The 25,427-nt window shown below is 60.0% G+C and carries 21 protein-coding genes and 1 tRNA gene; 10 read left to right on the top strand and 12 right to left on the bottom strand.

Features of this window, described 5'->3' with window-relative positions:
- Positions 1-85: 85 nt before the first annotated feature.
- From ACLI1Q_RS01255 to ACLI1Q_RS01240, 4 genes are read right to left on the bottom strand one after another with little or no spacing between them, the layout of a single operon-like run.
- A complete protein-coding gene (locus tag ACLI1Q_RS01255; protein WP_005276566.1) occupies positions 86-460 on the bottom strand; it encodes a hypothetical protein in 375 nt (124 codons plus the stop codon).
- 56 nt (positions 461-516) lie between these two features.
- Complete coding sequence (locus ACLI1Q_RS01250; RefSeq protein WP_284771956.1) at positions 517-1,266, bottom strand: succinate dehydrogenase/fumarate reductase iron-sulfur subunit; 750 nt, start codon at positions 1,264-1,266, stop codon at positions 517-519.
- Positions 1,266-3,281 (bottom strand): fumarate reductase/succinate dehydrogenase flavoprotein subunit, encoded by a 2,016-nt coding sequence (locus ACLI1Q_RS01245; protein ID WP_284771957.1) that lies wholly within the window; start codon positions 3,279-3,281, stop codon positions 1,266-1,268. The genes ACLI1Q_RS01250 and ACLI1Q_RS01245 overlap by 1 nt, the downstream gene beginning before the upstream one ends.
- 15 nt (positions 3,282-3,296) lie before the next feature.
- Positions 3,297-4,052, bottom strand: coding sequence for a succinate dehydrogenase cytochrome b subunit (locus ACLI1Q_RS01240; RefSeq protein WP_284771958.1), 756 nt, complete (start codon positions 4,050-4,052; stop codon positions 3,297-3,299).
- 372 nt (positions 4,053-4,424) lie between these two features.
- Here ACLI1Q_RS01240 and ramB point away from each other — a divergent pair, with 372 nt between their 5' ends.
- Positions 4,425-5,834, top strand: a complete 1,410-nt coding sequence (ramB, locus tag ACLI1Q_RS01235; RefSeq protein ID WP_284771959.1) for an acetate metabolism transcriptional regulator RamB — start codon at positions 4,425-4,427, stop codon at positions 5,832-5,834.
- A gap of 92 nt (positions 5,835-5,926) precedes the next feature.
- On the opposite strand, the gene lpdA is transcribed toward ramB, so the two are convergent.
- The gene (gene lpdA, locus ACLI1Q_RS01230) at positions 5,927-7,339 is read right to left on the bottom strand and encodes a dihydrolipoyl dehydrogenase (protein WP_239268886.1); all 1,413 of its coding nucleotides are present in this window, start codon (positions 7,337-7,339) and stop codon (positions 5,927-5,929) included.
- Positions 7,340-7,997: 658 nt separating this feature from the next.
- Here lpdA and ACLI1Q_RS01225 point away from each other — a divergent pair.
- The 6 genes from ACLI1Q_RS01225 (at position 7,998) to rfbA (ending at position 15,591) form a co-directional block, all read left to right on the top strand.
- The gene (locus ACLI1Q_RS01225; protein ID WP_239268888.1) at positions 7,998-9,077 is read left to right on the top strand and encodes an alpha/beta hydrolase; all 1,080 of its coding nucleotides are present in this window, start codon (positions 7,998-8,000) and stop codon (positions 9,075-9,077) included.
- A gap of 39 nt (positions 9,078-9,116) precedes the next feature.
- Entirely contained in the window at positions 9,117-10,442 is a 1,326-nt protein-coding gene (locus ACLI1Q_RS01220; protein WP_239268889.1) for a M1 family metallopeptidase, read from the top strand.
- A gap of 163 nt (positions 10,443-10,605) precedes the next feature.
- Positions 10,606-12,162 (top strand): HNH endonuclease signature motif containing protein, encoded by a 1,557-nt coding sequence (locus tag ACLI1Q_RS01215; protein ID WP_284849724.1) that lies wholly within the window; start codon positions 10,606-10,608, stop codon positions 12,160-12,162.
- 134 nt (positions 12,163-12,296) lie between these two features.
- Positions 12,297-13,301 (top strand): dTDP-glucose 4,6-dehydratase, encoded by a 1,005-nt coding sequence (gene rfbB / locus ACLI1Q_RS01210; RefSeq protein ID WP_239268892.1) that lies wholly within the window; start codon positions 12,297-12,299, stop codon positions 13,299-13,301.
- Positions 13,302-13,303: 2 nt separating this feature from the next.
- The gene (gene rfbD / locus ACLI1Q_RS01205) at positions 13,304-14,740 is read left to right on the top strand and encodes a dTDP-4-dehydrorhamnose reductase (protein ID WP_239268894.1); all 1,437 of its coding nucleotides are present in this window, start codon (positions 13,304-13,306) and stop codon (positions 14,738-14,740) included.
- 2 nt (positions 14,741-14,742) lie between these two features.
- Positions 14,743-15,591, top strand: coding sequence for a glucose-1-phosphate thymidylyltransferase RfbA (gene rfbA, locus ACLI1Q_RS01200; protein WP_239268896.1), 849 nt, complete (start codon positions 14,743-14,745; stop codon positions 15,589-15,591).
- Here rfbA and ACLI1Q_RS01195 read toward each other — a convergent pair.
- The 3 genes from ACLI1Q_RS01195 to ACLI1Q_RS01185 are packed head-to-tail and all read right to left on the bottom strand — an operon-like array spanning position 15,588 to position 18,173.
- Positions 15,588-16,202: an MBL fold metallo-hydrolase gene (locus tag ACLI1Q_RS01195; RefSeq protein WP_239268898.1), complete on the bottom strand. Its 615-nt coding sequence runs from the start codon at positions 16,200-16,202 to the stop codon at positions 15,588-15,590. The two genes, rfbA and ACLI1Q_RS01195, sit on opposite strands and share 4 nt — an antisense overlap.
- Positions 16,202-17,302 carry an S-(hydroxymethyl)mycothiol dehydrogenase gene (locus ACLI1Q_RS01190; RefSeq protein ID WP_239268900.1) on the bottom strand — a complete coding sequence of 367 codons (1,101 nt, stop codon included), beginning with the start codon at positions 17,300-17,302 and terminating at the stop codon, positions 16,202-16,204. The genes ACLI1Q_RS01195 and ACLI1Q_RS01190 overlap by 1 nt, the downstream gene beginning before the upstream one ends.
- A 52-nt stretch (positions 17,303-17,354) precedes the next feature.
- Positions 17,355-18,173 carry a GDSL-type esterase/lipase family protein gene (locus ACLI1Q_RS01185; RefSeq protein WP_239268902.1) on the bottom strand — a complete coding sequence of 273 codons (819 nt, stop codon included), beginning with the start codon at positions 18,171-18,173 and terminating at the stop codon, positions 17,355-17,357.
- Positions 18,174-18,325: 152 nt separating this feature from the next.
- Between ACLI1Q_RS01185 and ACLI1Q_RS01180 the strand changes: the two genes are divergently transcribed.
- Entirely contained in the window at positions 18,326-19,948 is a 1,623-nt protein-coding gene (locus ACLI1Q_RS01180) for an AMP-binding protein (RefSeq protein ID WP_239268904.1), read from the top strand.
- On the opposite strand, the gene ACLI1Q_RS01175 is transcribed toward ACLI1Q_RS01180, so the two are convergent.
- The 3 genes from ACLI1Q_RS01175 to ACLI1Q_RS01165 all read right to left on the bottom strand — a co-directional run bounded on the left by ACLI1Q_RS01175 (position 19,932) and on the right by ACLI1Q_RS01165 (position 21,874).
- The gene (locus ACLI1Q_RS01175) at positions 19,932-20,273 is read right to left on the bottom strand and encodes a hypothetical protein (RefSeq protein ID WP_239268906.1); all 342 of its coding nucleotides are present in this window, start codon (positions 20,271-20,273) and stop codon (positions 19,932-19,934) included. The two genes, ACLI1Q_RS01180 and ACLI1Q_RS01175, sit on opposite strands and share 17 nt — an antisense overlap.
- 224 nt (positions 20,274-20,497) lie before the next feature.
- A tRNA-Thr gene (locus ACLI1Q_RS01170) sits at positions 20,498-20,573 on the bottom strand.
- A gap of 101 nt (positions 20,574-20,674) precedes the next feature.
- Complete coding sequence (locus ACLI1Q_RS01165) at positions 20,675-21,874, bottom strand: DNA polymerase III subunit delta' (protein ID WP_239268908.1); 1,200 nt, start codon at positions 21,872-21,874, stop codon at positions 20,675-20,677.
- Positions 21,875-21,911: 37 nt separating this feature from the next.
- Here ACLI1Q_RS01165 and ACLI1Q_RS01160 point away from each other — a divergent pair, with 37 nt between their 5' ends.
- Positions 21,912-23,444, top strand: coding sequence for an adenylate/guanylate cyclase domain-containing protein (locus tag ACLI1Q_RS01160; RefSeq protein ID WP_239268910.1), 1,533 nt, complete (start codon positions 21,912-21,914; stop codon positions 23,442-23,444).
- The gene (locus ACLI1Q_RS01155; RefSeq protein WP_239275271.1) at positions 23,444-24,652 is read left to right on the top strand and encodes a DUF418 domain-containing protein; all 1,209 of its coding nucleotides are present in this window, start codon (positions 23,444-23,446) and stop codon (positions 24,650-24,652) included. Before ACLI1Q_RS01160 ends, ACLI1Q_RS01155 begins: the two co-directional genes overlap by 1 nt.
- Here ACLI1Q_RS01155 and ACLI1Q_RS01150 read toward each other — a convergent pair.
- The gene (locus ACLI1Q_RS01150; RefSeq protein WP_239275269.1) at positions 24,645-25,403 is read right to left on the bottom strand and encodes a hypothetical protein; all 759 of its coding nucleotides are present in this window, start codon (positions 25,401-25,403) and stop codon (positions 24,645-24,647) included. The genes ACLI1Q_RS01155 and ACLI1Q_RS01150 overlap by 8 nt on opposite strands.
- Positions 25,404-25,427 lie beyond the last annotated feature (24 nt).

Here is a 25,427-nt window from a genome sequence, read left to right as displayed (position 1 = left end):
CCCCGTCAAAACAGGAACAGCCCCGCCTCCTGGCATGTTCTCAATGCTATTGGAGGCGGGGCTGGAGGTGTTTTAAGAGCGAATACTAGTTAACTCGGCCGGTTTCCTTGCGGTACTGGCGGTAGTAGCGGCGTCCATAGTGGATGGTGCCGGCGGCGGCGATGGCCACCACAACCAGGGAAATGACGCCGATGGCGATGGTCAGACCGTAGTTGCCTTCACCTGCGGTACCCAGCGGGGTGTCCCAGACGCCGAGGCCCCAGATGAGGATGCCGGCTGCTGGCAGGCAAGACAGGATCAAGCCCATGCCGACCCACGTGGAGGTGCGGAGAAGGGAAGAGTGAGGAGCTGCGAAGGATACCGGGTCGTAGCCTTCGATGTAGTTGTCCTGAATCTTGCCGGAGAACTCCGGATACGTTTCGCTCTGGTAGTCAGCAACTACGTGGGTGTTATCGCTCATGGCGGAGTCTTTCTGTCTTTCTCTCGTTCCTAGTATTCCTACGGAATAACTCTAGCTTAGTCGTCCTTGCCACGGAAAGCAGCACGTGCACGTTCGCGGGTAACGGCAGACACTGCGGTCAGTGGGACGCCAGCCGGGCAGACATCGGCGCACTCACCGTAGAGGGAGCAGTGGCCGAAGTTGGATTCCAAATCAGCAACCATGTTGCGGGCACGGCTACCGCGCTCTTCCTTACCCAGCGGCATCATGGACAGGTGCACCAGCTTGGCACCGGTGAACAGGTGTGCCGCACCGTTCGGGCAGGCAGCAACGCAGGCACCGCAACCAATGCATGCTGCGTGGTCCAGCGAGTACTCGGCGGTCTCGTGGTTGATGTGCATGGTATCGGCATCCGGTGCGGTGCCGGCGTCCATGGATACGTAGCCGCCCTGCTCCATCACGTGGTCCAGTGCGGAGCGGTCAACCACCATGTCCTTGATGACGGGGTACGCAGCGGAGCGGAAGGGCTCCAGCTGAATGGTGTCGCCATCGTTGAAGTTGAACAGGCGCTGCTGGCAGGCAGGGGTGTTCTGGCCCGGGCCGTGTGGGCGACCGTTGACGGTCAAACCACAGGTACCGCAGATGCCCTCGCGGCAGTCAGAGGCGAAAGCGAACGGCTCTTCGCCGCGCTCAATGTAGCCTTCGTTGACGTGGTCCAATAGCTCCAGAATGGACATCTGCTCGGAGGCATCATCCACCTGGACGGTTTCGAATTTACCTTCCTGGGTGGGTCCGGCTTGACGCCAGATCTCAAGTGTCAATTTCATTACTTGTAGTTCCTTGTCATCAGCGGGATCGAGTCAAAGTACAGGGGTTCTGCGTGGCGGATGAACTCGTTCTTGTTCGCGCCCGGCTCCCAGGCGGAAACGAAGCACCAGTTCTCATCGTCACGCTCGGCTTCGCCTTCTTCAGAAAGGTGATCTTCGCGGAAGTGAGCGCCGCAAGACTCATCGCGGTCAAGGGCATCGATGCACATGAGCTCACCCAGGTCCAGGTAATCGGCAACGCGCAGGCCGTATTCCAGGACTTGGTTCATGTCATTCGCCTCACCAGGGATGCGGACGTTCTTCCAGAAGTCATCGCGCAGCGCGCGGATCTTCTCGATGGTGTCCTTCAGGTCATCGACGTTACGGGACACACCGCAGCCGAAGTACAGCAGGTCACCCAGCTGGCGGTGGTAGTGGGACGGACCGTGCGGGTCATCGCCCTGGACCTGCATCAGCTTATCGATGCGCTCCTGGGACTTCTGCACGGCTTCCTGTGCCTCAGCGGAATCCTCGGCCAGCTTGTCCTCGTTGAGGTGGTCAGCCAGGTAGTTCGGGATGGTAAACGGCAGGGTGAACCAGCCGTCAACGGAAGCCGAAAGCAGGGAGTTCGCGCCCAGGCGGTTAGCGCCGTGGTAGGTCCAAGAGCACTCACCGGCGGCAAAGAGGCCGTCAATAGAGGTCATCTCGTTGAAGTCGGTCCACAGGCCACCCATGGTGAAGTGGCAGGTAGGAGCGATGCGCATTGGGGTCTCGTAGGCGGACTCACCAATGGCCTCTTCATACATCTGAATGAGGTTGGAGTAACGCTCGCGGATCTTGTCCTTGCCCAGGCGCTCGATGGCGTCACGGAAGTCAAGGTAGACCGAGTTATTCAGCGGTCCAACGCCCAAGCCCTTGTTGATCTGCTGGGAAATTGCACGGGAGGCAACGTCACGGGGAACCAAGTTACCGAAGGCCGGGTAGCGGCGCTCCAAGAAGTAGTCGCGCTCTTCCTCCGGAATGCTGTTCGGGTCGCGGTCATCGCCCTCTTTCTTGGGGGACCAGATGCGGCCATCGTTACGCAGGGACTCCGACATCAAAATGGTCTTGGACTGCCAGTCGGAGTTGACTGGCAGGCCCGTTGGGTGGAACTGCACGAACGCCGGGGAAGCCAGGTAAGCGCCCTTGTCATAAGCGCGCATCATGGCGCTGGCGTTGGAGTTCTTTGCCAGGGTGGACATGTGGTAGACGTTGCCGTAACCACCGGTACCCAGGATGACGGCGTGGCCGGTGAAGGCCTTGAGCTCACCAGTAATCAGGTTGCGGGTGACAATGCCGCCCGCGCGCTTCTTGCCGTTGTCATCGTAGGTGATGATGTCCTGCATATCGTTGTGGGCAAAAAGCTCCACATTGCCCAGGCCGATCTGACGGTACAGTGCAGAGGTCGTGGACAGCTGCAGCTGCTGACCTGTTTGGCCACGGGTGTAGTAGGTACGGGAGACCTGCACACCACCGAAGGAACGGGTGGCCAGGGTGCCGCCGTACTCACGGGCGAACGGGGCGCCGATGGCGTTCATGTGGTCGATAACACGAACGGACTCGTTGGCCAGGCGCCAGCAGTCGGACTCGCGGCAGCGGTAGTCGCCACCCTTCACGGTGTCCTTGGTGTGGCGGTAAGCGGAGTCATTGTCCACCTTCTTGGCGCGGGAGGCGTTGACACCACCCTGCGCAGCAATGGAGTGCGCGCGGCGTGGGGAGTCGTGGTAGGTAAAGACCTTGACGCCGTAGCCCAATTCACCAAGGGCTGCCGCAGCAGCACCCGCGGACAAGCCGGTACCTACGACGAGGACCTCGAACTTGCGGCGGTTCAGTGGGGAGACCAAGTTCATGTGGTCAACGTGGTGAGACCACATATCCTTCATCGGCACACCGTGCGGTTCCTGGGATTCCAGGATATTACCAGCGGAGACGCCCTCAACGATGGACTTTGGGTGCGAGAAGTTGGGGTGTTCACGCTTGAGTTCAGTAGTAGTCATGGGTTCCTATCTCCTTTAGCTGACCAAGCCCAGGGCAACGGACAAAGGCATAACGATGTTGCCGATGCATACAACGGCCGGGATGATGTACGCCAAGACCAAGAAGGTCTGACGCCATTTTGCACCGGTGATACCCAGGTCAGATGCGGCAAGGCGGATGCCGTGGGTCAGGTGCAGGAAGAGGCAGCACATTGCCAGCACGTAGAAGATAGTGACCGGCCAACGGCTAAAGGTTTCGATCATATTGGCCTTGACAGAACCTTCAACGAAGGCCTCTGGGGCCACCGGCTGTACGCCCAAGGTGAGGTCCAGCAAGTGGAAGATGATGAAGAGCAGCAGCACTACACCGGTTACCAGCATGGACTTGGTGGCGAAGGAATCCAGGCCACCCATCAGGTTGGTGCGCTTGAACTTGCCGCGGGATGCCTTGGAGCGGGAAGCCAAGGTAAAGGCACCGTAGATGTGGGCAAGGATTGCCACGATCAGCACGATGCGGATGACCCACAGGGCAGAGCCGTGCGGCAGCAGCGGTTCACCCATAGAGCGCAAGAACTCGCCGTACTCATCCAGGGCAGGCTCACCGTTGTGTGCCGGCATGTACAGCTTCAGGTTGCCGGCCATGTGGCCGACCACGAAAAGCGCAAAGAGCAAACCGGTAACGGCCATGATGAGCTTCAGTACCCACGATGGCGTTCCGGGATTCTGACGAATTGGTTCATTAGTGATGTGTCCGTGAGCAATTGCCTCACGGTCCGGATTTTTTAAAGTCATGACACCTCCATAGTCATACTCACCTTAACCGGGCTTAACCGCTGGTTACTAGTTATTTTCGAGCGGTTATTTGCTCCCGGTTCGCAGGCACGATGAGGCGGTGAGATCTTTTAGGTAAGGGTATCCTGAGAAGCAGAATGCGAAAACGCTGTTACCTTGGGTACCTTCATTTCCGCAATGCAGATGTTTCATATTTGTGGACCAAACTGTGAGCTTCACCACCCCGTGTTACGTGAGTGATTAACCCACCCCTTTATGTGTCAAACTTTCGCATGAAACCCCACAAACCCTGTGTCCAGGTAGCGAAGAGTCTTCACAAAATTTTCGCCATAAAGATGCACAGCCGCGCTTTCTACTAGTAATCTTTGGCGCATGAGTAAGACGTATGTGGGCTCTCGCCTTCGCCAGCTTCGCCGTGAACGCGATCTCAGCCAAGCCTCCCTAGCTGGCACCCTCGGCCTTTCCGCCAGTTACGTCAACCAGATTGAACACGACGTCCGCCCCCTGACCGTGCCGGTGCTGCTGCGCATTACCGAGGTCTTTGGCGTCGACGCCACGTTTTTCTCCCGCGATGATGATTCCCGCCTCCTCGCGGAGATCCAGGACGTCATCCAAGACAAGGAGCTCTGCCCCTCCCCCGTGGAGCTCCAGGAGCTATCGGAACTGGTGTATAACCACCCCACGGTCGCCCGCACGCTTGTCGATGTACACCGCCGCTACCGCAATGTACGCGATAAGCTGTCGCTGGCTACGGATACGAGGAGGACATCGGAAAGCGCCGCTGCCCTATCCATGCCGCACGATGAGGTGCGGGACTTCTTTTACGCCCGGCAGAATTACTTGGACGGGCTGGACCATCACGCAGAGGAGCTTGCCGGTGACCTCGGCGTTTCCGGGTTCGGCATTCGCGATACCGAGCAAGCGCTGGCAAACCGGCTGCGCGAGAAACACAGTGTAGATATCGAGCTGACGGCGCAGATGGATGGCACTCTGCACCGCTTTGACCGCGAGAGCGGGCAGTTCACGCTCGCCTCGCGCCTGAGCGAGGGCCAACGCGCCTTCCGCATGGCCGCCGAGCTCGGCCTGCTCGAGGCCCAGGACCAGATCTCCGTGCTCGTGGCCGATGAGCCCTTTACCTCTGATTCCTCCCGCAGCTTGGCAAAACGCGGCCTGGCCAGCTACTTCGCCGCCGCCACACTCATGCCCTATACCATGATGCACAGCGAGGCCGAGCGCGCCGGCTACGACGTGGAATACCTATGCCAGGTCTTCGGCGTGGGATACGAGACGGTCGCCTCCCGGCTTTCCACCCTGCAGCGCGATAACCTGCGCGGCATTCCGTTTACCTTCGTGCGCGTGGATCGCGCCGGCAATATGTCCAAGCGGCAATCCGCTACCGGCGTACATTTTTCCAATAACGGCGGCACCTGCCCGCTCTGGAATGTCTACGAGACCTTCACCCGTCCAGGTGTCATCTCGCGCCAGCTCGCGCAAATGCCCGATGGCCGCAACTACCTGTGGATTTCCCGCGCCGTGCAGCACCATCAGGGACGCTACGGCGATACCAATAAGCTCTTCGCCATTGGCTTGGGCTGCGAGGCCCGCCACGCCGATCGCACGGTCTATGCGGAGGGCCTCGACCTCACCAATCTCCACGCCGCCACCCCCATCGGGCCAGGGTGTCGCACCTGCGCCCGGGAAAACTGCTCGCAGCGCGCTTTCCCGCCCATCAACGAGGCAATCAATATCGATATCCACCGCTCGGCGGTCGCGCCTTACTAGCTGGGCTTTATCCGCACACAGCGAAACGGCACCGCGGTCCTCCTTTCTGGAGAACGCTGCGGTGCCGTTATGCGGTATAGGGGGACGCTTGTTTAGAGGTTGATCATGTGGCCGCTGATACCTTCGGCGGCTTCCTTCATGGCCTCAGACAAGGTCGGGTGGGTGTGTACGTTGCGGCCGATTTCCTCAGTGGTCAGGTCGAAACGCTGCGCCAAGGTCAACTCAGGCAAGAGCTCCGAAACATTGGAGCCCACCATGTGTCCGCCGATGAGCTCGCCGAACTCGCCGTCAGCAATAAGCTTCACAAAGCCGGCGGTCTCATTCAGGCCGGCTGCCTTACCGTTTGCGGAGAACGGGAAGGTAGCAACCTTGATGTCCTTATCCGGGAACTTCTCCTTGGCTGCCTCTTCGGTGTAACCGAAGGATGCAACCTGCGGGTTGCAGAAGGTAGCGCGCGGCATGTTGTTGTAGTCACCCAAGAATTGGGTTTCTGCATCAGCAATGGTTTCTGCCGCTACAACGCCCTGCGCCTCTGCCACGTGGGCCAGCTGCAGCTTCGCGGTGACGTCACCGATGGCGTAAATGTGGTCAACGTTGGTGCGCATCCGGTCATCGATGTCGATGGCACCGCGCTCAGTCAGCTCAACGCCGGTGTTCTCAAGGCCAAAGCCCTCAACGCGCGGGGCAAAGCCGATGGAGATCATGGCGCGATCCACGGTCAAGGTGTCCTGCTTGGAGCCATCCTTGGATTCCACCTCAACGGTGACATCGTCGCCGTTGTCCTTTACAGAGGTGGTCTTGTAACCGGTCAGGAGCTTAACGCCGAGCTTCTTGTACTGCTTGGCAATCTCCTTGGATACGTCCTTGTCCTCGTTCGGCAGGACGCGGTCCATAAACTCCACGATGGTAACGTCCACACCGTAGTTGGCCAGCACGTAAGCAAACTCCATGCCGATCGCGCCGGCGCCCACGATGACCATGGACTTCGGTGCTTCCTCGTTCAGGATCTGCTCCTCATAGGAGACGATATTGCCGCCGAGCTCAACGCCAGGCAGGGACTTGACCACGGAGCCGGTGGCGATGATGCAGTCATCAAAGGTAACGGTCTTACCTTCGTCATCGCCCTCAGTAATCTCAATGGTCTTATCGTCCTTGAAGGAACCCAGACCGTTGATCTCGGTGATCTTGTTCTTCTTCATCAAGTAGTGAACGCCCTTGACGATGCCCGAAGAAACCTTGCGGGAGCGCTTGTGGGCTACACCGAAATCAAAGGAAACATCGCCGGAGATGCCAAAAGCCTTCGCCTCGTGGTTGAAGGTGTGGGCAACCTCTGCATTCTTCAGCAGCGACTTGGAGGGAATACAGCCTACGTTGAGGCAGACTCCGCCCCAGTACTGCTTTTCAATAACAGCGACTTTCTTTCCAAGCTGAGCTGCACGGATGGCGGCAACGTAGCCGCCAGGGCCCGCACCGAGTACTACTACGTCATAATGTTCGTTAGTCACGCCCTACAGGATACGTAACTTTGTCCTGAATGTCGCGTAATTGGTCACACTTGGGGGCACCCCACCCCAAGCCGCGGTGAGGATAGGGAAAGGGCCCTGCAAGGGGGCATCGGCAAGCAGCAGATACACCTCCGCAGGGCCCTTAAGCAATCTTGGACTTAAATCACGCCCAAGGATGCTAGCAGCTTGGAATATGCATCCATTGCAGAGTGGATGAATGGCCCAATGAATTCATTGAAGGACACGAGGGCGGAGTCAAAAAGGTTCATTGAAGTTCTTTCTCTTGATGGGGCGCGAGTAGACAATCTCGCTGCTTAGCTTTTCACACTAAAAGCACTAACGCAGCCGTTACTGATGTTATTACAGGTGTGTTATTACAGGTGCCAACCGCGTCACGCCGTGCTTCATTGGGAAATTATGACATAGAAACCTCAGTTGTCCCAGCGTTACTTATTATTGATAACAGAAAAGGCAATGAAGGTATGCCTACCCCCACTATTCCCCCACATCAGTGAAAGTCTTTACCGCCAGGCGTTTATTGGGCACTATTAATGGTTAGGTCTACATGTAGGAATACTAAATATACTTCCCTCAACATGCCGATTTTTCGCGGCCGAAGTATAGTTATCGAGTCCACTCCCTACAGGAAAGAAGCACCATGAAGCGTCTCAATTCTGTCCTCGCGGCAGCTGCGGTTTGCACGGGCTTGGCTTATGCCCCCGTGGCAGGCGCGGCCGAGCTGACCCCGCAGCAGGTGGCGGGCGATGCCGCACAGTCCACGATTTCCCCGCTGGAGCCTACCCCGGAAATCGAGGGTAAGTCCTGGTACAAGAAGTACAAGGACGATGCGCGCGTTGAAAAGCTCGAGGCAACCTCACCGGCAATGAATGACCGGAAGATTCCGCTAGCCGTCATCCGCGCCAAGAGCGAAAACCGCCCAACCATTTACCTGCTCAATGGCGCAGGCGGGGCAGAACAAGACATGGATTGGCTGAAGCTTTCTGATGCCGTTGATTTCTACCACTCGAAGGACGTCAACGTCGTCGTCCCGCAGGCCGGCGCTTTCTCCTACTACACCGACTGGATCTCTGAGCCGAATTCGGGCTTCCTCAAGGGACCACAAAAGTGGGAGACCTTCTTGACCAAGGAGCTGCCGGGGGCCATCGAGAAGCACATCAATGCCGATAACCACCGCGCCATCGCGGGCATGTCCATGTCCGCCACCTCTTCCTTGCTGCTAGCTCAGCACAACCAGGGCTTCTACGATGCAGTGGGCTCATACGCCGGTTGTGCCGCTACCGCTTACCCGCTGGAGCGCCAGGCCGTAGAGCTGACCGTCAACCGCGGCGGCGGCAGCGTGGACCAGATGTGGGGCCCGTACGGCTCTGAGACCAACCGTTACAACGACGCCATGATGAACGCCGATAAGCTGCACGGTACCGAGCTATACATTTCTTCCGGTTCCGGCCTGGCAAGTGAAGAGGACACTTATAGCTACCTGCGCTCTATGGGTCTGGACCAAGAAGATGCCATCCGTGGGTCTTCTACCCTGCAGGTTGAGGGCGGCGGCATCGAAGCTGGGGTGAACTACTGCACCCACAACTTCAAGGCCAAGCTTGACCAGGCCGGAGTGCCAGCCACCTACAACTTCCGCAATACCGGAACCCACTCGTGGCCGCACTGGAAAGAGGATCTGAAGGATTCTTGGCCAGTATTCGAGCGGGCATTCAATAGCTAAATTTCGGCTGCGCGTGACGGGCGGTAGGATCGCAATATTATGACATTGCTTCCTACCGCCTTTTCGCGTGCGCATACTGATCCCTATACCGGCGTGGACTTCAACCTTGGTTTTGAAATCACCCACTACACGCTGGACTTGAACTACCGCGTGGAGCCTAACCTGCTGCAGGGTGAGGCCATTTTAAGCGTGCGCGCGGTGGAAGAGCTGACCTCCTTAACTTTGGACCTCGGCGGGGCGATGGTGGCCCGGCGCGTGACCGCCAAGCATGCCCCGCGGGTGGCTAAGTTCCGCCAATCTTCCGGGAAGCTGCGTCTGCGTTTTGCGTCCGAGATCTCTGCCGGTACCGAGTTTGAGCTGCACATTCGCTACGGCGGCAGCCCGCGCCCCATCCGCACCACCTGGGGCGAAATTGGGTGGGAGGAAACCGAATCCGGCTCATTGGTGGCCAGCCAGCCCAATGGCGCGCCCAGCTGGTTCCCGTGCGATGACACGCCTTCAGAAAAGGCTCCGTATGACATCATCATCACCGCCGATAGCCCCTTTACCGTCATTTCCAATGGCGAGTTGGTCTCCCGCAAGGCCGGCGGTTCCACCACCCGGTGGCACTACCGCACTCGCCACCCCATGGCCACGTACCTGGCAACGGTGCAGGTAGGAGAGTTTTCTTCTTATTCGCTGGGGCCTGATACCCAGGCGTGGGCCTCGGCGTTCTTGCGCGAGCGCGTGCGGGAGGAATTTTCCCAGCAGCAGGAGATGGTGGATTTCTTCTCCTCTATTTACGGGCCTTATCCCTTCCCCACCTATCAGGTCGTCATTACCGAGGATGAGCTGGAGATTCCCCTCGAGGCCCAAGGCCTGTCCATCTTTGGTTCCAACCATGTGAAGGGTGATCACGCCTTTGAGCGGCTCATCGCACACGAGCTGTCCCACCAATGGTTTGGCAATTCCGTTGGCCTTTCTGAGTGGAAGGATATTTGGCTCAATGAGGGTTTTGCCTGCTACAGCGAGTGGTTGTGGGGTGAGCACAAGGGCGGCGCATCCGCGCGCGAGGCGGCGCGCTCGCATTATCAGGTCCTGTCCCGCAAGCGCCAAGACATCAAGGTTTCTGATCCGGGCGCGCGCGATATGTTCGATGATCGCGTGTACAAGCGCGGGGCCCTCGCGGTACACGCCATTCACCGGCTGCTTGGCGATGCCTTCTTCCCCACCCTCTCCTTTTACCTCACCCAGCATCAGCACTCCGTGGTCGAGCCCTCCGATCTCCTCTCCGCCTTCCGTGAGGCTGCGCCGGACGCCGCTCTTTTCGATGCCACCGTTGCCGCATGGCTCGATGAAACAGCGTTGCCCAAGTTTCCGGATTAGTGGTTTTGGGCGCTGTTTGGTGGGGGGTTGCTTGCGTTTGGTTGCGGCTGGGCCCGTTTAAGTGGGGAATGTACAGTCTATTGACCAATTCCTTTCTTGCTGTTGCGCTGGCGTTTTATTGGATTACAATAGAACATGAAAGCGAAACAGGAAGGAGGGAACCATGGAAACTGCCAAGCACACGGAAATCAATACAGCCATTTCAGATGTGGCTGCGGGACTTACGCGCCTGCGCAACCTTATGCAGAATCCGGACGATCTCTCCTTCGAGTTGCTCCACCCCAACTTCGAACATTTAGAGCGGGCGTTGGGCAATAAATCCACCATCGATGCCGCCTTTGCCTTCATTGCAGAGCGCGATGATGCCGGCAGGCGGGTCGGCTCCTCTAAGGCCAAGGATTACTTAGTCGCCCGCCTTGGCCTCACGGAATCTGAGGCCGCCGCCCGCCTGCGCAATGGCAAGAACCTCTTTGCTCCCATCGAGGATCCTGAACCTACTCCCCCGCCAGAGGATGACGAGGCAGACGCGGCGGCGCAAAAGAAAGCCGAGGAGGAAGCGCGCCGCCGCGCCGATCGTGAGCGCCGCGCGGAAGAACAGCGCCGCAAGAAGCTCTTCGAGGAAGACCCTATCCCAGAGCGCGTCCTCAACCTCATCGAACGGGAACTGCGCAACCTCAATAAGTTCGCGGTTCCTGGGCCATGGGAGCTGCGCAATAAGGCCCTGGAAGAGGCCAAGCGCCGCTCCTATGAATCCCTGCGGGATTGGCTGCGTCAGGCCATCCGCAAGGCGAATAAGCATGCCGTGGATCCCTCCGGGAAGCGCGATCCGCACGCGGCCACCCGCAAGCGCCGCTTCAGCATTTCTCACCAAGATGCGGACGGTGGCGTGCACATCTCCGGCTACCTCGATGCCTCTGCCGCCGCGGTCCTGGCCAGTGCCTTCGCCCCTGCCAAGAATAAGGGCAGCGAGAGCCTGAGCCCCGAAGACGATACGCGTACCTATGCCCAGCGCATGGCGGATCAGTTGACCGCGGCACTAGGCAGCTACTTATCCGCAGGCCAAAAGAAATCGGACGGCCTCGGATCCTTCTTCGTGGCCACTACCCTTGAAGAGCTACAAGCGATGAACAGCGATACTCGCTTCACCACGAGCGTGGGAATCGACCTATCCCCGCTCGATCTTCTCCGCTTGGGCGCTGCGCGGAACGACTTTTTCTGCGCCGTCGATGACAAAGGCTTCCCGCTCGAGCTCGGCCGCACCAAGCGCACCGCGTCGCTGTGGCAAAAGCTGGCGCTCGCCGCCAGTGAAATCGTGTGCACCCACCCAGACTGCAACCGGCCGTGGCAAGACTGCGATGTCCACCACCTGCAGGCGTGGTCCCACGGGGGAGCTACAGACCTCCAGAACCTCACTCTGCTCTGCCGCCGGCACCACGTGGACAATAACGATAACCGCGATGGCCGCAATGGCATGGGGCATGCGGAAAGAGACCCAGAAACGGGCCGGGTGGGTTACCGCTCAGCGCATACCGGAGGGCTTTCTCCTTCGGTGGAGCTCAATAACTCCCCCGCTGCAGAGCAAGCCCCGGCGCGCAAGCTCGCTAACCCGCCTGCTCAGCCTCATGAACCGGTGGATTCACCACCCAGTTCCCCGGCCTATTCGCCACACACTTCCGGGACGGATTCACCACCTAGTCCACCACCTCCCGGCGCAGCGTGAGCATGCCCTACTATCCACCCGCTACCGTGCCTTCAGGCCGTACGATCATGTCGTGCGGCCTAGAAGTGCGTGTACAAGCGTTTTGGGGCTGGCCACGCGCAGCGCTTGTACGGACTGCCCTACACTGGAGACTCATGCACACCATGCTCGTTACTGGCGGCGCCGGCTTCATCGGCGCCAATTTCGTGCGCCTCATGACCAAGGTGCGCCCAGATACCCGCATCACCGTCCTGGATAAGCTGACCTATGCCGGCAACCGGGATAACCTTGCGGGGCTCGATGTGGAATTAGTGGAGGGCGATATCGCGGATCCTACGGTGGTGAATCCGCTCGTCGCCAAGGCGGATATCGTCGTGCACTTCGCAGCCGAGTCCCATAATGATAATTCCCTGCGGGATCCCTCCCCGTTTATCCACACCAATGTGGTGGGTACCTATACCCTTCTAGAGGCCTGCCGGACATACGATGTCCGCTTTCACCACGTTTCCACCGATGAAGTCTTCGGGGACTTAGAAATTGGGGCGGATACCAAGTTCACGGAAGATACCGCATACGCGCCCTCCAGCCCCTATTCGGCCACCAAGGCGAGCTCCGATCACCTCGTGCGGGCATGGGTCCGATCCTTTGGCCTGCGCGCCACCCTTTCTAATTGCTCAAATAATTACGGGCCTTACCAACACATCGAAAAGTTCATCCCGCGCCAAATCACCAATATCCTCTCCGGGCATACCCCCAAGCTCTACGGCACGGGCGAGCAGGTTCGAGACTGGATCCACGTCGATGATCACAACGCGGCGGTGCTAAAAATCATCGAGGAAGGGCGGATCGGTGAAACGTATAATATCGGCGCTGACCAGCCGGACATCGATAATAAGCGCATCATCGAGATAATCTGCGAAATCATGGGACATACCCAGGGAGGTCGAGCCCTGTACGAGCACGTGGCGGACCGGCCCGGCCACGACCAGCGCTATGCCATGGACGCCTCCAAGCTACGCCGCGAATTAGAGTGGCAGCCCCGCTATACCGATATCCGGGCGGGTCTGGAAGATACCATCGCCTGGTATCGCGATAACGAAACGTGGTGGCGCTCCCAAAAGGATTCTGTAGAAGCCCGCTATAAAGAGCAAGGACAGTAATTATGCAGGTACACAACACCGCCATTGAAGGCCTACGCATCATCGAGCTGGACGTGCACGGGGATAACCGTGGCTGGTTCAAGGAAAACTGGCAGCGCGAAAAGCTTGGCGAGGCCGCGCCAGAGTTGGCTTCGTTCCAGCCGGTGCAAAACAATATTTCTTTTAACCGCACTGGTGCCACGCGCGGGCTGCACGCCGAGCCCTGGGACAAGCTCGTCTCCGTCGCGCACGGCAAGATCTTTGGCGCCTGGTGCGATCTCCGCGAAGGATCGGAAACCTTTGGGGAAATCGTCACCCATGAAGTGGGTCCGGAGACCGCCATATTTGTACCGCGCGGGGTTGCCAATGGCTTTCAAGCGCTCGAGGAAACTTCCTACTCCTACCTGGTCAACGAGCACTGGTCCCCCGAGGCGCGCTATACCGGAATCAACCTCGGCGCCGTGGAGTGGCCCCTCGAACCGCGTGAGGTATCAGAAAAGGATAAGCACCTGCCTGCGCTTGCCGACGTAGCCCCCATGCCTCCCCGCAAAATCCTCGTTACCGGTGCGAATGGCCAGCTCGGTAGGGCGCTGAAGCGGGTTCTTAAGAATGCCGAGTTCTGCACCCATGCGGAGTTCGACATCACCAATCCCCCGCAGCGCCAGTGGAAGCAATACGAGGCCATCATCAACTGCGCCGCCTACAACGACGTCAATGGCGCTGAGGACGATCGCGCCGCCGCCTGGGCCGTGAACGCCGACGCGCCGGCCAAGCTCGCCCGCATCGCTGCCGAAAACCAGCTGACCTTCGTGCACGTATCCAGCGACTACATTTTCGATGGTTCTAAGGAGCTGCATACCGAAGACGAGATTCCCTCGCCCCTTTCCGCCTACGGGGCGTCGAAGGCCGCGGGCGAAACCGCCGCGCAGACCGCACCGCAGCATTATGTCGTGCGCACCTCGTGGGTATTTGGCGATGGCCCAAACTTCATCGCCACCATGCGCCGCTTCGCCGAAGCCGATAAAGAGCCGAAGGTCATTCATGACCAGCGCGGGCGACCCACCTTTGCCGAGGATCTGGCGAAGGGCATCGCGCATCTCCTGCACACCCAGCCCGAGTACGGAATCTATAATATTTCCAATTCTGGCGATACCGTCGGGCGCGATGAAATGGCGATGTCCGTATTCATCGGCTTGGGCCATGACCCATCAGAGGTCACGCCGGTAAGCACCGAACAGTATCGGGAAATCGCTGGCCCCGAAGCACCACGGCCCAAAGAATCAACGCTTGCCCTAGACAAAATCGAGGCCACGGGCTTTTCCCCGCAGAATTGGCGGGCCGCACTCGCCTTGTACCTCGCGCTGTACCCTAGTGAGCCCAGCGATACTGGCAATACCAGCGAGCCCAGCGCCGCAGAAACCGCCAAAACCGCTGAGACCGCAGAGGCCAGCGAGGAGTAGCGATGAAAGGAATAATCCTTGCCGGTGGATCCGGAACGCGGCTTTATCCCATCACTAAGGGCATCTCTAAGCAGCTCATGCCCATTTATGACAAGCCGATGATCTACTACCCGTTGACCACGCTCATCCAAGCGGGCATTCGGGAGATCCTCATCATCACCACCCCAGAGGACGCTGGGGCCTTTCAGAGGCTCTTCGGGGATGGATCCCAACTCGGGTTGATGATCGATTACGCCGTCCAGCCCCGCCCAGAAGGGTTGGCGCAGGCCTTTTTGATTGGGGAGGATTTCATTGGTGATGACGGCGTTGCGCTGGTCCTCGGCGATAATATCTTCCACGGCTTCGGCGGGGAGCTAAGCCAGTGCCGCAATCCAGAGGGCGGCATCATCTTCGCCTATGAGGTATCGGATCCGCAGCGCTACGGAGTCGTGGAATTCGACCGAGCTGGTCAAGCACTGAGCATCGAAGAAAAGCCGGAGGAACCGCGGTCTAATCACGCCGTCGTCGGGCTGTATTTCTACGATAATTCGGTTATCGATATCGCTAAGTCCATCACGCCTAGCGATCGCGGGGAGCTCGAGATCACCTCCATTAACGAGGCCTACCTGCGCCGCGGCGCGCTGAGCGTGCAGCGCCTCCACCGCGGCAGCGTGTGGTTGGATACCGGCACCGTCGATTCCATGAGCGAGGCCGCCGCCTACGTAGAGGTGATGCAAAAAAGGACGGGCATCGTCATCGGTTCCCCCGAAGTGGCAGCCTATGAAGCCGGATTCATCTCGCAGGCGGAGCTGGAAGCGCTAGCCCAGCCCCTCCTCAAATCCGGCTACGGGGAGTACTTGCGCGATTATTAGTAGCCGCGCTCGATGTACTCGTCGATACGCGCCGCTTCCGCGCCCACCGTCGTGGCATCGCCGTGTCCCGGCAAGACCTTCGTGTCATCCGGCAGGTTGAATACGACGTTGCGCAGGGATTCGATGATGACATCGAAGTCCGAGTACTTGCGCCCCGTCGCGCCAGGGCCGCCGTTGAACAGGGTATCGCCAGACAGCAGGGTGCCATCGACGTAGAGGACAACGCAGCCCGGCGAGTGGCCCGGTGTGTGGTAGACAGTGATCTTCTCACCGTTGATGTCGAACTGGCCGTTATCGGCTAGGTCGATGTAGTGGGCATCGCCATTCGCCTCTCGCCAGAGCATGTCATCGTCCGGATGCATGTAGACATCCGTGTCGAAGCGCTTCGCCGCCTCCGGCGCGAGCTCGCAGTGATCGTTGTGGCCGTGGGTCAAGATGATGCCCTCAACCTTGCGATCGCCCACCAGCTCTGCCACGGCATCGAGGTCGTGGGAAGGGTCGACGATGTAGACGCTGGAGGCATCGCCAAGCACGTAGACGTTATTGTCCACGTCCCATTCGCCGCCATCCAAGCGGAACTTGCCAGAAGTTACTGTGCTTTCAATCTGCATTAAAATTCCACCACCGAACGTAGTACCTTGCCGTCCTTCATAGTTTGGAAGGAAGACTCGACATCGTCAAGCGCGATGCGCTCAGAAACGAACTTATCCAGCGGGAAGTTGCCGGCCTTGTGCAGGGCAACGTATGCGGGGAAGTCGCGCTCCGGCAAGCAGTCGCCGTACCAAGCCGGCTTGATGGAACCGCCGCGGCCGTAGAGATCGATGGCCGGGATGTCCACGTGATCGGTCAGGTTAGGCACGCCCACCATCACCATGCGGCCGGCATGATCGCGGGAGTAGAAGGCCTGGCGCCACGTCGGCTGGATGCCCACCGCGTCGATGGAAACATCCGTGCCGAAGCCGCCGGTGAGATCGCGCACCGCATCGATGACCTCCTGCTCCGACATGCCCTTCGAGCAAATGGTGTCGGTGGCGCCGAACTCGCGCGCGGTCTCCAGCTTGGACTCGTCGATGTCTACGGCGATGATCTTCGCCGCGCCCGCCAGCTTCGCACCGGCAATCGCTGCCACGCCAACGCCGCCGCAGCCGAAGATGGCCACGGACTCGCCCAGCTGGATATCGCCGGTATTAACGGAAGCACCGAGGCCAGCCATGATGCCGCAGCCCAGCAGGCCAGCAGCGGCAGGATCCATCTCATCAACCTTGGTGCACTGGCCCTCGTGGACCAGGGTCTTCTCCGCGAAGGAACCGATGCCCAGCGCAGGCGTGAGCTCGGTGCCGGCGTCCGGATCATCGTCTGCGAGTGTCATGCGAGCGGACGCGTTGTGGGTATTGAAGCAGTACTTGGGCTCACCCTTCTTGCAAGCGCGGCACTCGCCGCACACCGCGCGCCAGTTCAGGACGACGAAATCGCCCTCCTCCACGTGGGTGACCGCAGAACCTACGGTCTCCACCACGCCTGCCGCCTCGTGGCCCAGCAGGAAGGGGAAGGCATCCTCGATGTCACCATCGCGGTAGGCCAAGTCGGTGTGGCATACACCGCAAGCCTGCACCCGCACGATGACGTCATTGGGGCCGGGATCGGGAACGACGATATTTACGGTCTCAACTTCCGCACCCTTAGAGCGGGCAATAACAGCTTTTACAGTCATGTCCACAACCATACCTACATTTTCAATATGTCCGCGGTAATGAAAATGGTTGCTAGGAAGCCGCAATCACATTGGCCGCATGCTCGTGGCCACGCTGGTTCATATGGATGGGCAGGTTACCCGCACCCGCCGTAAAGTCCACCAGACCTGCCCACATGCGGTCATTCGCATTGGCACACATGCCGTTATTACGGGTCGATGGCTTCATATCCAGGAACTGCACGCCCGTGCGTGCCGCCAGATCAACCTGCATCCACTGCGCCTTATTCTCGTAGTCTTGAACCATGGGCAGGAAGGTCGAATCCAGCGGCGTCGGGCCAACGTGAACGAGGCAGTAGTGCGGACCCGATCCGATGGTGGGGTAGCCCACGATCTGGATGCGGGCATTCGGCGCGGCGTGCTTAATCCGCTCAACCTGCGGGGCGGTGCGATCCGTAAATTCCCGGCGGATCTGATCCATGTTCAGATCGCGGTGGTTATAGGTGTCGTTGAAGCCGGTAGTAATCAACACGCGCGCCGTATCTGGGGTCAGCGCGCCAGATCCGATGGCGGCATCAACCTGCTGCCAGATCTGCGGGCCATTGGACATCGACACCGCACCAGAGCAGGAGAAATCGCGCACCGGCAGGCCCATCTTGGCGCCAGCCCGCTTCGCATAGTTGAAGGAGGTGGGGCAGTTTTCCCCGATGACCCGCGTTGGATTGAAGCGGTCCTTCAAGTATTCTCCGCCGTTCGGATCCGCCATGACCGAGTCACCGAAGGAAACGAGATTGCGCTCCGCCGCGCTAGCCTGCGGCGCCGCTACCGCCACGCCCACCACCGCGATCGCGGAAGCGACGACCGAAAATGCCTTGAGTTTTAGGGATTTCATTGAGGGACCTTTTCTTCAAACCTTGTAACTTAAGTGTAGATTAGTCACTCCAGTAACATTTTTCGAGTTAGAAGCAACATCATCTTTCCTTCTAACGATATCGATCGTAGTTATATTTTTGTTATCTTCGCCTTTTCGGAGTTATCTCTTTCATGAAATTGTCTGATGTTTCCTTCCACGCGTCCGCGCTCAGCCAGTTCTTCCCTGCCCTCTTCAAATCGGGGCTGATTACCCGGCAAGGCGGGCTGAGCGGGCAGATCAAGCTCCTGCCCAACCTCGCGCGCTACCGCTTCACCACGGCGCGCGAAATCGAGCAGGCCTATTTAACCTGCCCCGATCGCCTCGCGCTTATCGATGACGACGGCACCCTCACCTACCGCCAGTTGCGATCCCACGCGCAGAATTTCGCCCGCTACCTAGAGTCCCTGGAACTGCCGGAAATCCGGCTCGGCGTCATGGCCCGCAACGGCCGAGGCATCATCATTCCCTTGGGCGCCAAGGGCTACGCCGGTGCCGGGATCTACCTGCTCAATGTCGGTTCTTCCCCAGAGCAGCTCGCCGGCTGCATCGAAGAAAATGGCATTAACGTCCTCGTCATCGATGATGAATTCATCGACCGCGTCAATCCCAACCTCGATATCCCGGTCATCATCGCCCACGATACGGGGGCAAGCGATCTACCCACGCTCGATAAGATCGTGAAGAACCCCCTGGATATCGAGCTGCCCGCCTTTCCCAAGCACGGCCCCATCGTGCTGATGTCCTCCGGCACGACCGGCATCCCCAAGGGCATCGTCCGCCCCGAGCCGACCTTGCCGGTTGTCCTCGCCTCCATCGTGGGCAATATCCCGTGGCGCGCCGATCAGCGCGTGCAGATGACGGCATCCATCTTCCACACTTGGGGCTGGGCTTGCATCAATATTGCCTTGGGGCTGCGCAATACCATCGTCACCCGCCGCGTTTTTGAACCGGAGCAGGTGCTTGATGATGTCCAACGCTACCGCCTCGACGGCATGCTCTCCTCCCCCATCTTTTTCAAGCGCTTGGTGGATCACGATCCCGAGGGCGCTTTCGATACCTCTAGCCTGAACTTCATCGCCTCCGCCGGCAATGCCCTTACCCCGCAGGTGGTCAAGGACACCAACGCGCGCTTCGGCCCCATCCTGTGCAACGTTTATGGTTCCACGGAGCTTGCTCTTGCCTCAACGGCCACGATGGAACAGGTCGCAGAAAACCCTGATGCGGTGGGCAAGGTAGCCAATGGCACCAAGCTTCGCATCCTCGATGAGGAGGGCTACCCCGTTCCCCGCGGCGAGGTGGGCGAAATCTACCTCACCAATTCCACCGCCATGACCGGCTATACCAACCCCAAGCTCAAGCTCAATCGGGTCGATGGATTGTTGTCGATCGGTGATCTGGGGTACATCGACAAGCAGGGCTTCCTCCACGTCGTGGGCCGGGCCGATGACATGATCATCGTGGGTGGCGAGAATGTCCACCCCCAGTCCGTGACCGAGGTGCTCGAGGCCATGCCCGGCATCGATGAGGTGCACGCGGGTGGCGTGGAGGATAGCGAGACCTTCAGCCGCATCGCCGTCTGGGCGGTGCCTACTGCCGATGCCGCCGGCCGCGATCTGACTGCCGATGCCATCCGCGCCTGGGTGCACGATAAGCTCGCCGAGCACTCCGTGCCCCGCGACGTACACTTCCTATCCAAGCTACCGCGCAATGCCACCGGCAAGGTGGTTCCGCGCCTACTTAAGCACGGCGACTAAATTTTTCAATGCCCCACCACATCGGTGGGGTAAAGAGCACGGCAATAAGCCAATAAATCAACCAGAAGCTGCCGTTTAGCCCTACCACCGCGATGCTAACTATAAGGATCGCAGCCGTCACCGCACTGGCATATACGGATTTTCTTAAATTATTATCGGACTGATTCCCAGACTCGGTTTTCGACCTCCCACTGAGTTTCCGATCAACTGCGCGAATGATGTCACCGCCAAAGACCAGCGAAAATGCGATATAAAAAGCTGCGAAACCGTGCATGAATCCCGCTTCGCCGTCAGTATGCAGAGTGAAAAATGAGAAAATTAACAAGACTATGTCAATAATTGGCGTAGCGATAAAGAATGCCAGTCCAATTCTTGGGGCCTTGACGATGTATCGGAGAACACCGCCCAGAATAAGGCACGCCCAAAAGAGGATTTCTGCTGCGACGGTAGCAATAAGCAGTGTCTCGTTCCTTCTCTCATCGAGGCCATATGGCCTGCGTCTATTGAAGGAGAGTTTATATTAAGGAAGAAACCCGCACATATAAAAAATGGAGCCGCCTGCGAGAATCGAACTCGCGACCTTTTCATTACGAGTGAAATGCTCTACCGACTGAGCTAAGGCGGCGCGCTGCTTAAGCAGCACTGGCGATTCTATCGCAGGGGTGGCGCGGAAAAGAAATCGGGGCTCAGGGTCGGTTTTTGGCGGGCCGGCGCTAAAGACCGGCCTTAGAGGCAGGCCCGCCGCAACCTGCCCACCAAGCCGTCGAAGGCAATCTGCGTGCCCACGTTCTGGGTCAGCTGCTCGCGGCAATAAGAAATGGCGGACTGGCACTCCAAGAGGCCCTCCTCGCTCACCCGCTGCGCCAGTTCGCCGGATAGCCCCGCGAAATCCGGGTGGGTCATCTCCACCTGCGTGCCCACCTTTGTCATCAGCGCGTCGCGGTAGATTCCGGAGAGATCGACGAGCACCAAATCGAGGTTATCGATGACCCGCCGCTTCGCCCGCTTCTTGTGCTGTTCCTGCAAGTCTTTGATGGCGGAGCGGGCATCGCGCTGCGCCTTCGCCGCGCCCTTGCCCTTCGCGCCCACGCCAAAGGTATTTTCCAGCTTGGCCAGCTCCGCTTCTTCTTCCTCCTTGTGCGATTCCTTCGCCTCCGCATCCACCAGCTTGAGAAGCGAGGTCACCGCCTGAAAGCCCTGGGATTCGTGGAAGATGTCCTCGGCCAGGTTGATGGCCACAGCGCGGCGCTTTTGCACCGTCGGATCTGCTACCAAGTGGCGCGCCCTGCCCACGTGGCGCAGGGAAGTGACGGCGGCGAGGCGGGCATCGTGATCCGAGGCGCCTTCGCTCACCAACTGGGCAACGATATTGTCCACCGACGGCGAGGGGATGTACAGGTGCCGGCAGCGCGAGCGGAGGGTTTGGGAGAAGTCCTCGGGGGCATCGGAAGGCGCGCACATGATGATCACGGTGCGCTCCGGCGGCTCCTCCACCGTCTTGAGCAGCGCGTTGGCGCCGTTATTGTTGAGGCGATCCGCGTTATTGAAGATCACCACGCGCCACGGGGCGACCGTGGGCAAGCTCGCGGCGCGCCCAATGACCTCGCGCACCGTATCCACCGGGATGATGACCTCCTGCGGGTCCACCAAGACCAAATCCGTGTGCTGCTTAGTCTCCAGCACGGCGCGGCAGGCCTCGCATTTTCCGCAGCCCGGTTCCTCTGGATCGGTGCACATGAGCGCGGCCGCGAAATCGATTGCGGCCAAGGAACGCCCAGAGCCGGGAGGTCCAGTAAAGAGCCAGGAATGGCTCATCGCCCGCGGATCTGCCCCCGGCATCCCCCGCGCCGCCCGCGCGGCACCCAAGATAGTGCGGGCCACACCTGGGGTATCTGCCAATCGTTGCGCAACGCTTCCCGTATTCACTCGCTCTAGCCTACTGGTCTTACTACAGTAAGTAGTTATGAACAGACTATTGCGTGGCGCTCGTTGGCTTATGGGAACCCAATGGCCGGTATACGCTGCCTTGGTCTTGGGCGCCAATCTCATCGGCGCCATCGCGATCATGACCTTCATCCTCTATTTCCTGCCCATGCCGGAAATCGAGGACTTTGCCGCCGAGTTACCCAACCTGAAGGGAGTGGCGGCGGTCTACCTCATCTTTGCCGTCATCATCGGCATCGCCGCTACCCTGCTGCTCTTCCGCCCCGTGCTGGACTGGCAGCGCAATCCCGATGCGCACGATCCAAATATGGTGCGCACCCTCGTGCTGCGCATCCCCGTGTACCAATCCCTGGTCGCGGCCGCGGTCTGGCTCATCGGCATCATCTTGACGGTGGCTATCTCCAGCGGGCAATCCGGGCGGCTCGGGCTCGTCGTGGGTGTCTCCACCACCCTGGCGGGCCTAGTGGTCATCATCTTGACCTACCTGCAGGCAGAGCGCCTCGTGCGGCCCGTCGCCGCGCAGGCCGTCGCCCGCCGCTTTGAAGATTCCACCGTCGAGCCACCCATCAAGTATCGCCTGTTTTCCACCTGGCTGATGACCTCCGGGGTGCCGCTGCTCGGCATCGTGTTGGTGCTGCTGGGCCAGCACACCAGGCTCTTCTCCGGCGACGCTAGCGAGATTATTCCGGCCATCGTGGCGCTCGCGCTCACCGCGCTGGCCACCGGGTTTATCGGCACCAGCTTCGCCATCATGAGCGTGGTCGATCCCATCGTAGAATTGCAGGATGCAATTAACCGCGTGCGCCGCGGCGAGGCCGATGCCGAGGTCGATATCTACGATGGATCCGAGCTCGGCGTCCTGCAGGCAGGTTTCAATGAGATGATGCGCGGGCTGCGCGAGCGCCAGCGTGTCCGCGATATCTTCGGCCGCTACGTAGGCACCGAGGTGGCCCAGCGCGCCCTTGATGAGCGCCCCGAATTGGGCGGCGAGGACCGGAAGGTCGCGGTGCTATTTATCGATGTCATCGGTTCCACCACCTTCGCTGTCAACCACTCGCCCGAAGAAGTGGTCACGGAGCTCAATAAATTCTTCGAACACGTCGTGACGGTAGTGCACCGCAATAAGGGCATCATCAATAAGTTCCAGGGCGATGCCGCCCTCGCCGTCTTTGGCGCGCCGCTCAACGTGTACGACTCGACCTCGATGGCGCTGCAGGCCGCCCGCGAGCTACGCGGCGAATTGCGCGGGCTCGAGCTGCAGGCCGGCATCGGCGTCGCCTCCGGCCACGTGGTGGCCGGCCACATCGGCGGCGCGGATCGCTTCGAGTACACCGTCATCGGCGATGCCGTCAATGAGGCCGCCCGCCTAACCGAAATGGCCAAGGACACCCCCGGCCAGGTCTTGACCAACGCCGCCACCCTAAAGACCGCCAACGAGGCGGAGCAGGCCCGCTGGACCGTCATGAAATCCATCGAGCTGCGCGGGCGCCGCCGCATGACCCAGTTGGCGCGCCCCATTCGCGCCAGCCTGGCAGAAAGGTGCGAAATCTAATGGCAAGCACCCGCCTCATCGTGCCCGATGCGGCGCGCGGAATGGCGCTCTTAGGCATCGCGATAGCGAATATGACCACCGCGTGGATCATCACAGAAGACCGGCCGGGCGCGTATTTCGGCGGCATCCTCAATGACAGCGTGCTGGATAAAATCGCCGTCGTCTTCGGCGCTTTCTTCGTGCACAACCGCGGCCTGCCCATGTTTTCTACCCTGCTGGGCTTCGGCGTGGGGCTCATCGCGATGAGCCTGTGGCGGCGGGGATTTCCGCTGCGGGAGGCGAGGAGGGTCATCGCCAAGCGCTATGGCTTCCTCGCGCTACTGGGCGCGGTGCATATGGTGCTGCTGTTTTGGGGCGATATCATGTTTGTCTATGGCATAGCGGGCATAGTCATTGCCCTGCTGCTCACGCTGCACAATTCTACGCTGCGCAAGATTTCTTATATCGCGCTTGGGGCGCTGACGGTGCTCGGCATCGCAACGTTAATTTTCTCCGCGGTGGACGGCGGGCTCGATATCCCCGTCGATGCCATCGGCACCGTGAATTCCTATGGTGACCTGCTGCTAAGCCAGCTTCTCACCCTCGGCGCGCAGATCATCTCCGCCCCGCTCATCGTGCTGATGTACCTGCCGGTCATGCTGGTGGGCTTTGTGTGGGCGCGCGAGGGCGTGCTTGCCGATGTCCCCTCTCACCGCCCCCAACTCCTGCGCTGGGTGGCCATCGCCGCAGCCGTAACGCTGGTCATTGGCACGCTGTGGTCTTTGGGCACCCTCGGGGTCATAGATCAGCGCTGGGCGAACGCCGCCAGTAGCGCCAATTCCACCCTCGGCGTGCTAACCGGGCCGGGGATCCTTGCCGGGCTCGCGCTTATCCTGCAGCCCGTGCAAGAACGGATAGCGGCCGGTGCCTCCGTGCCCGTGCTCTTGTGGCCCTTCGTCGCGCTGGGGAAGCGATCCATGAGCGGTTATGTGGGCCAGTCGATACTGTTTTTCCTTATCGTGCACCCCTTCACGCTGGACTACGGCCACGAGCTAGGCGCCTTCGGCCAAGCCGCCCTCGCCTGCGGCGTGTGGCTGGTGACCGTAATTGGTGCCTGCGTGCTCGAGGCGCTGGGCCTGCGCGGGCCCCTCGAGGTGGTGCACCGCCGGCTATCTTATGGGCCGAGCATGCAGCCGGAGCGGAGCTTACCTCGTCAGGGCCTTACCTAGTCAGGGCATCGACTAGCAGGAAGTGCCCCAGGGCAAAGGCGCCGGCCTCCGCCGCGCCCACCGCCCGGGCCACCTTCGTGGGCTTGGGATGTTTCTTGTTTTTCTTCAGTATCCGCGTCTTCTGCTGAGACTCAGCAAAAGACAGCCGCGCCCGCAGCGCCGTCAAGCCTTCCGCCGCAACCAAGAGGTTCGCGCCGTGGCTCAAGCCCTTCGTCGCATCGGTGCGCAGGCACGGATCGCCCGCCAGCGCCGAGGTCGTGAGCACCGCCGCGCCGCCGACCGCTACCGCGGTCCGGGTGGGCTGCTTGCGCGCAGCGACGATCGCCGCTACCCAAGCGATGGCGCGCAGGCCCCACCCGCGGGCATCGTTGCGCGCGCCGCGCCGATAAAGCACCCACGAATACGCCGCGTGGCTAGCGCTAACGCCAGCTACCCCGAGGAGGGAGGGGCGGTGCAAGCGGCGCGACTTTTCCGCCTGCCCCACCGCGCCGGCCAGCAGGGCGGGGCTCAGGGTAGGGTCCTGCGCCTCCGCTGCCAATAGCGGCAGAAGCGGCGCGCTCGTGGCGGCATGGGCCTTCTTCCAGCCAAAGAGGCGGGCCCACACCGTGGACTCGCCTAGCGTTAGGTACGCAAAACGCCGCCAGCCCCGCGGCGTGCGCCGGGCTGGGTCGGTGACATCAGCAAAAGTTTCGGACACCGCGCGGGTCAAGGCCGCGGTGCCCTCCTCGGTGCGGGCAAGAAAATCATTCATGCCCGCCACCTTACTTATTTCTAC

The sequence above is a fragment of the Corynebacterium limaceinasi genome (assembly GCF_046717465.1).
Taxonomy (GTDB): domain Bacteria; phylum Actinomycetota; class Actinomycetes; order Mycobacteriales; family Mycobacteriaceae; genus Corynebacterium.
Note: the sequence above shows the minus strand (reverse complement) of the source record. Positions and strands in the feature narration are given on the sequence as shown.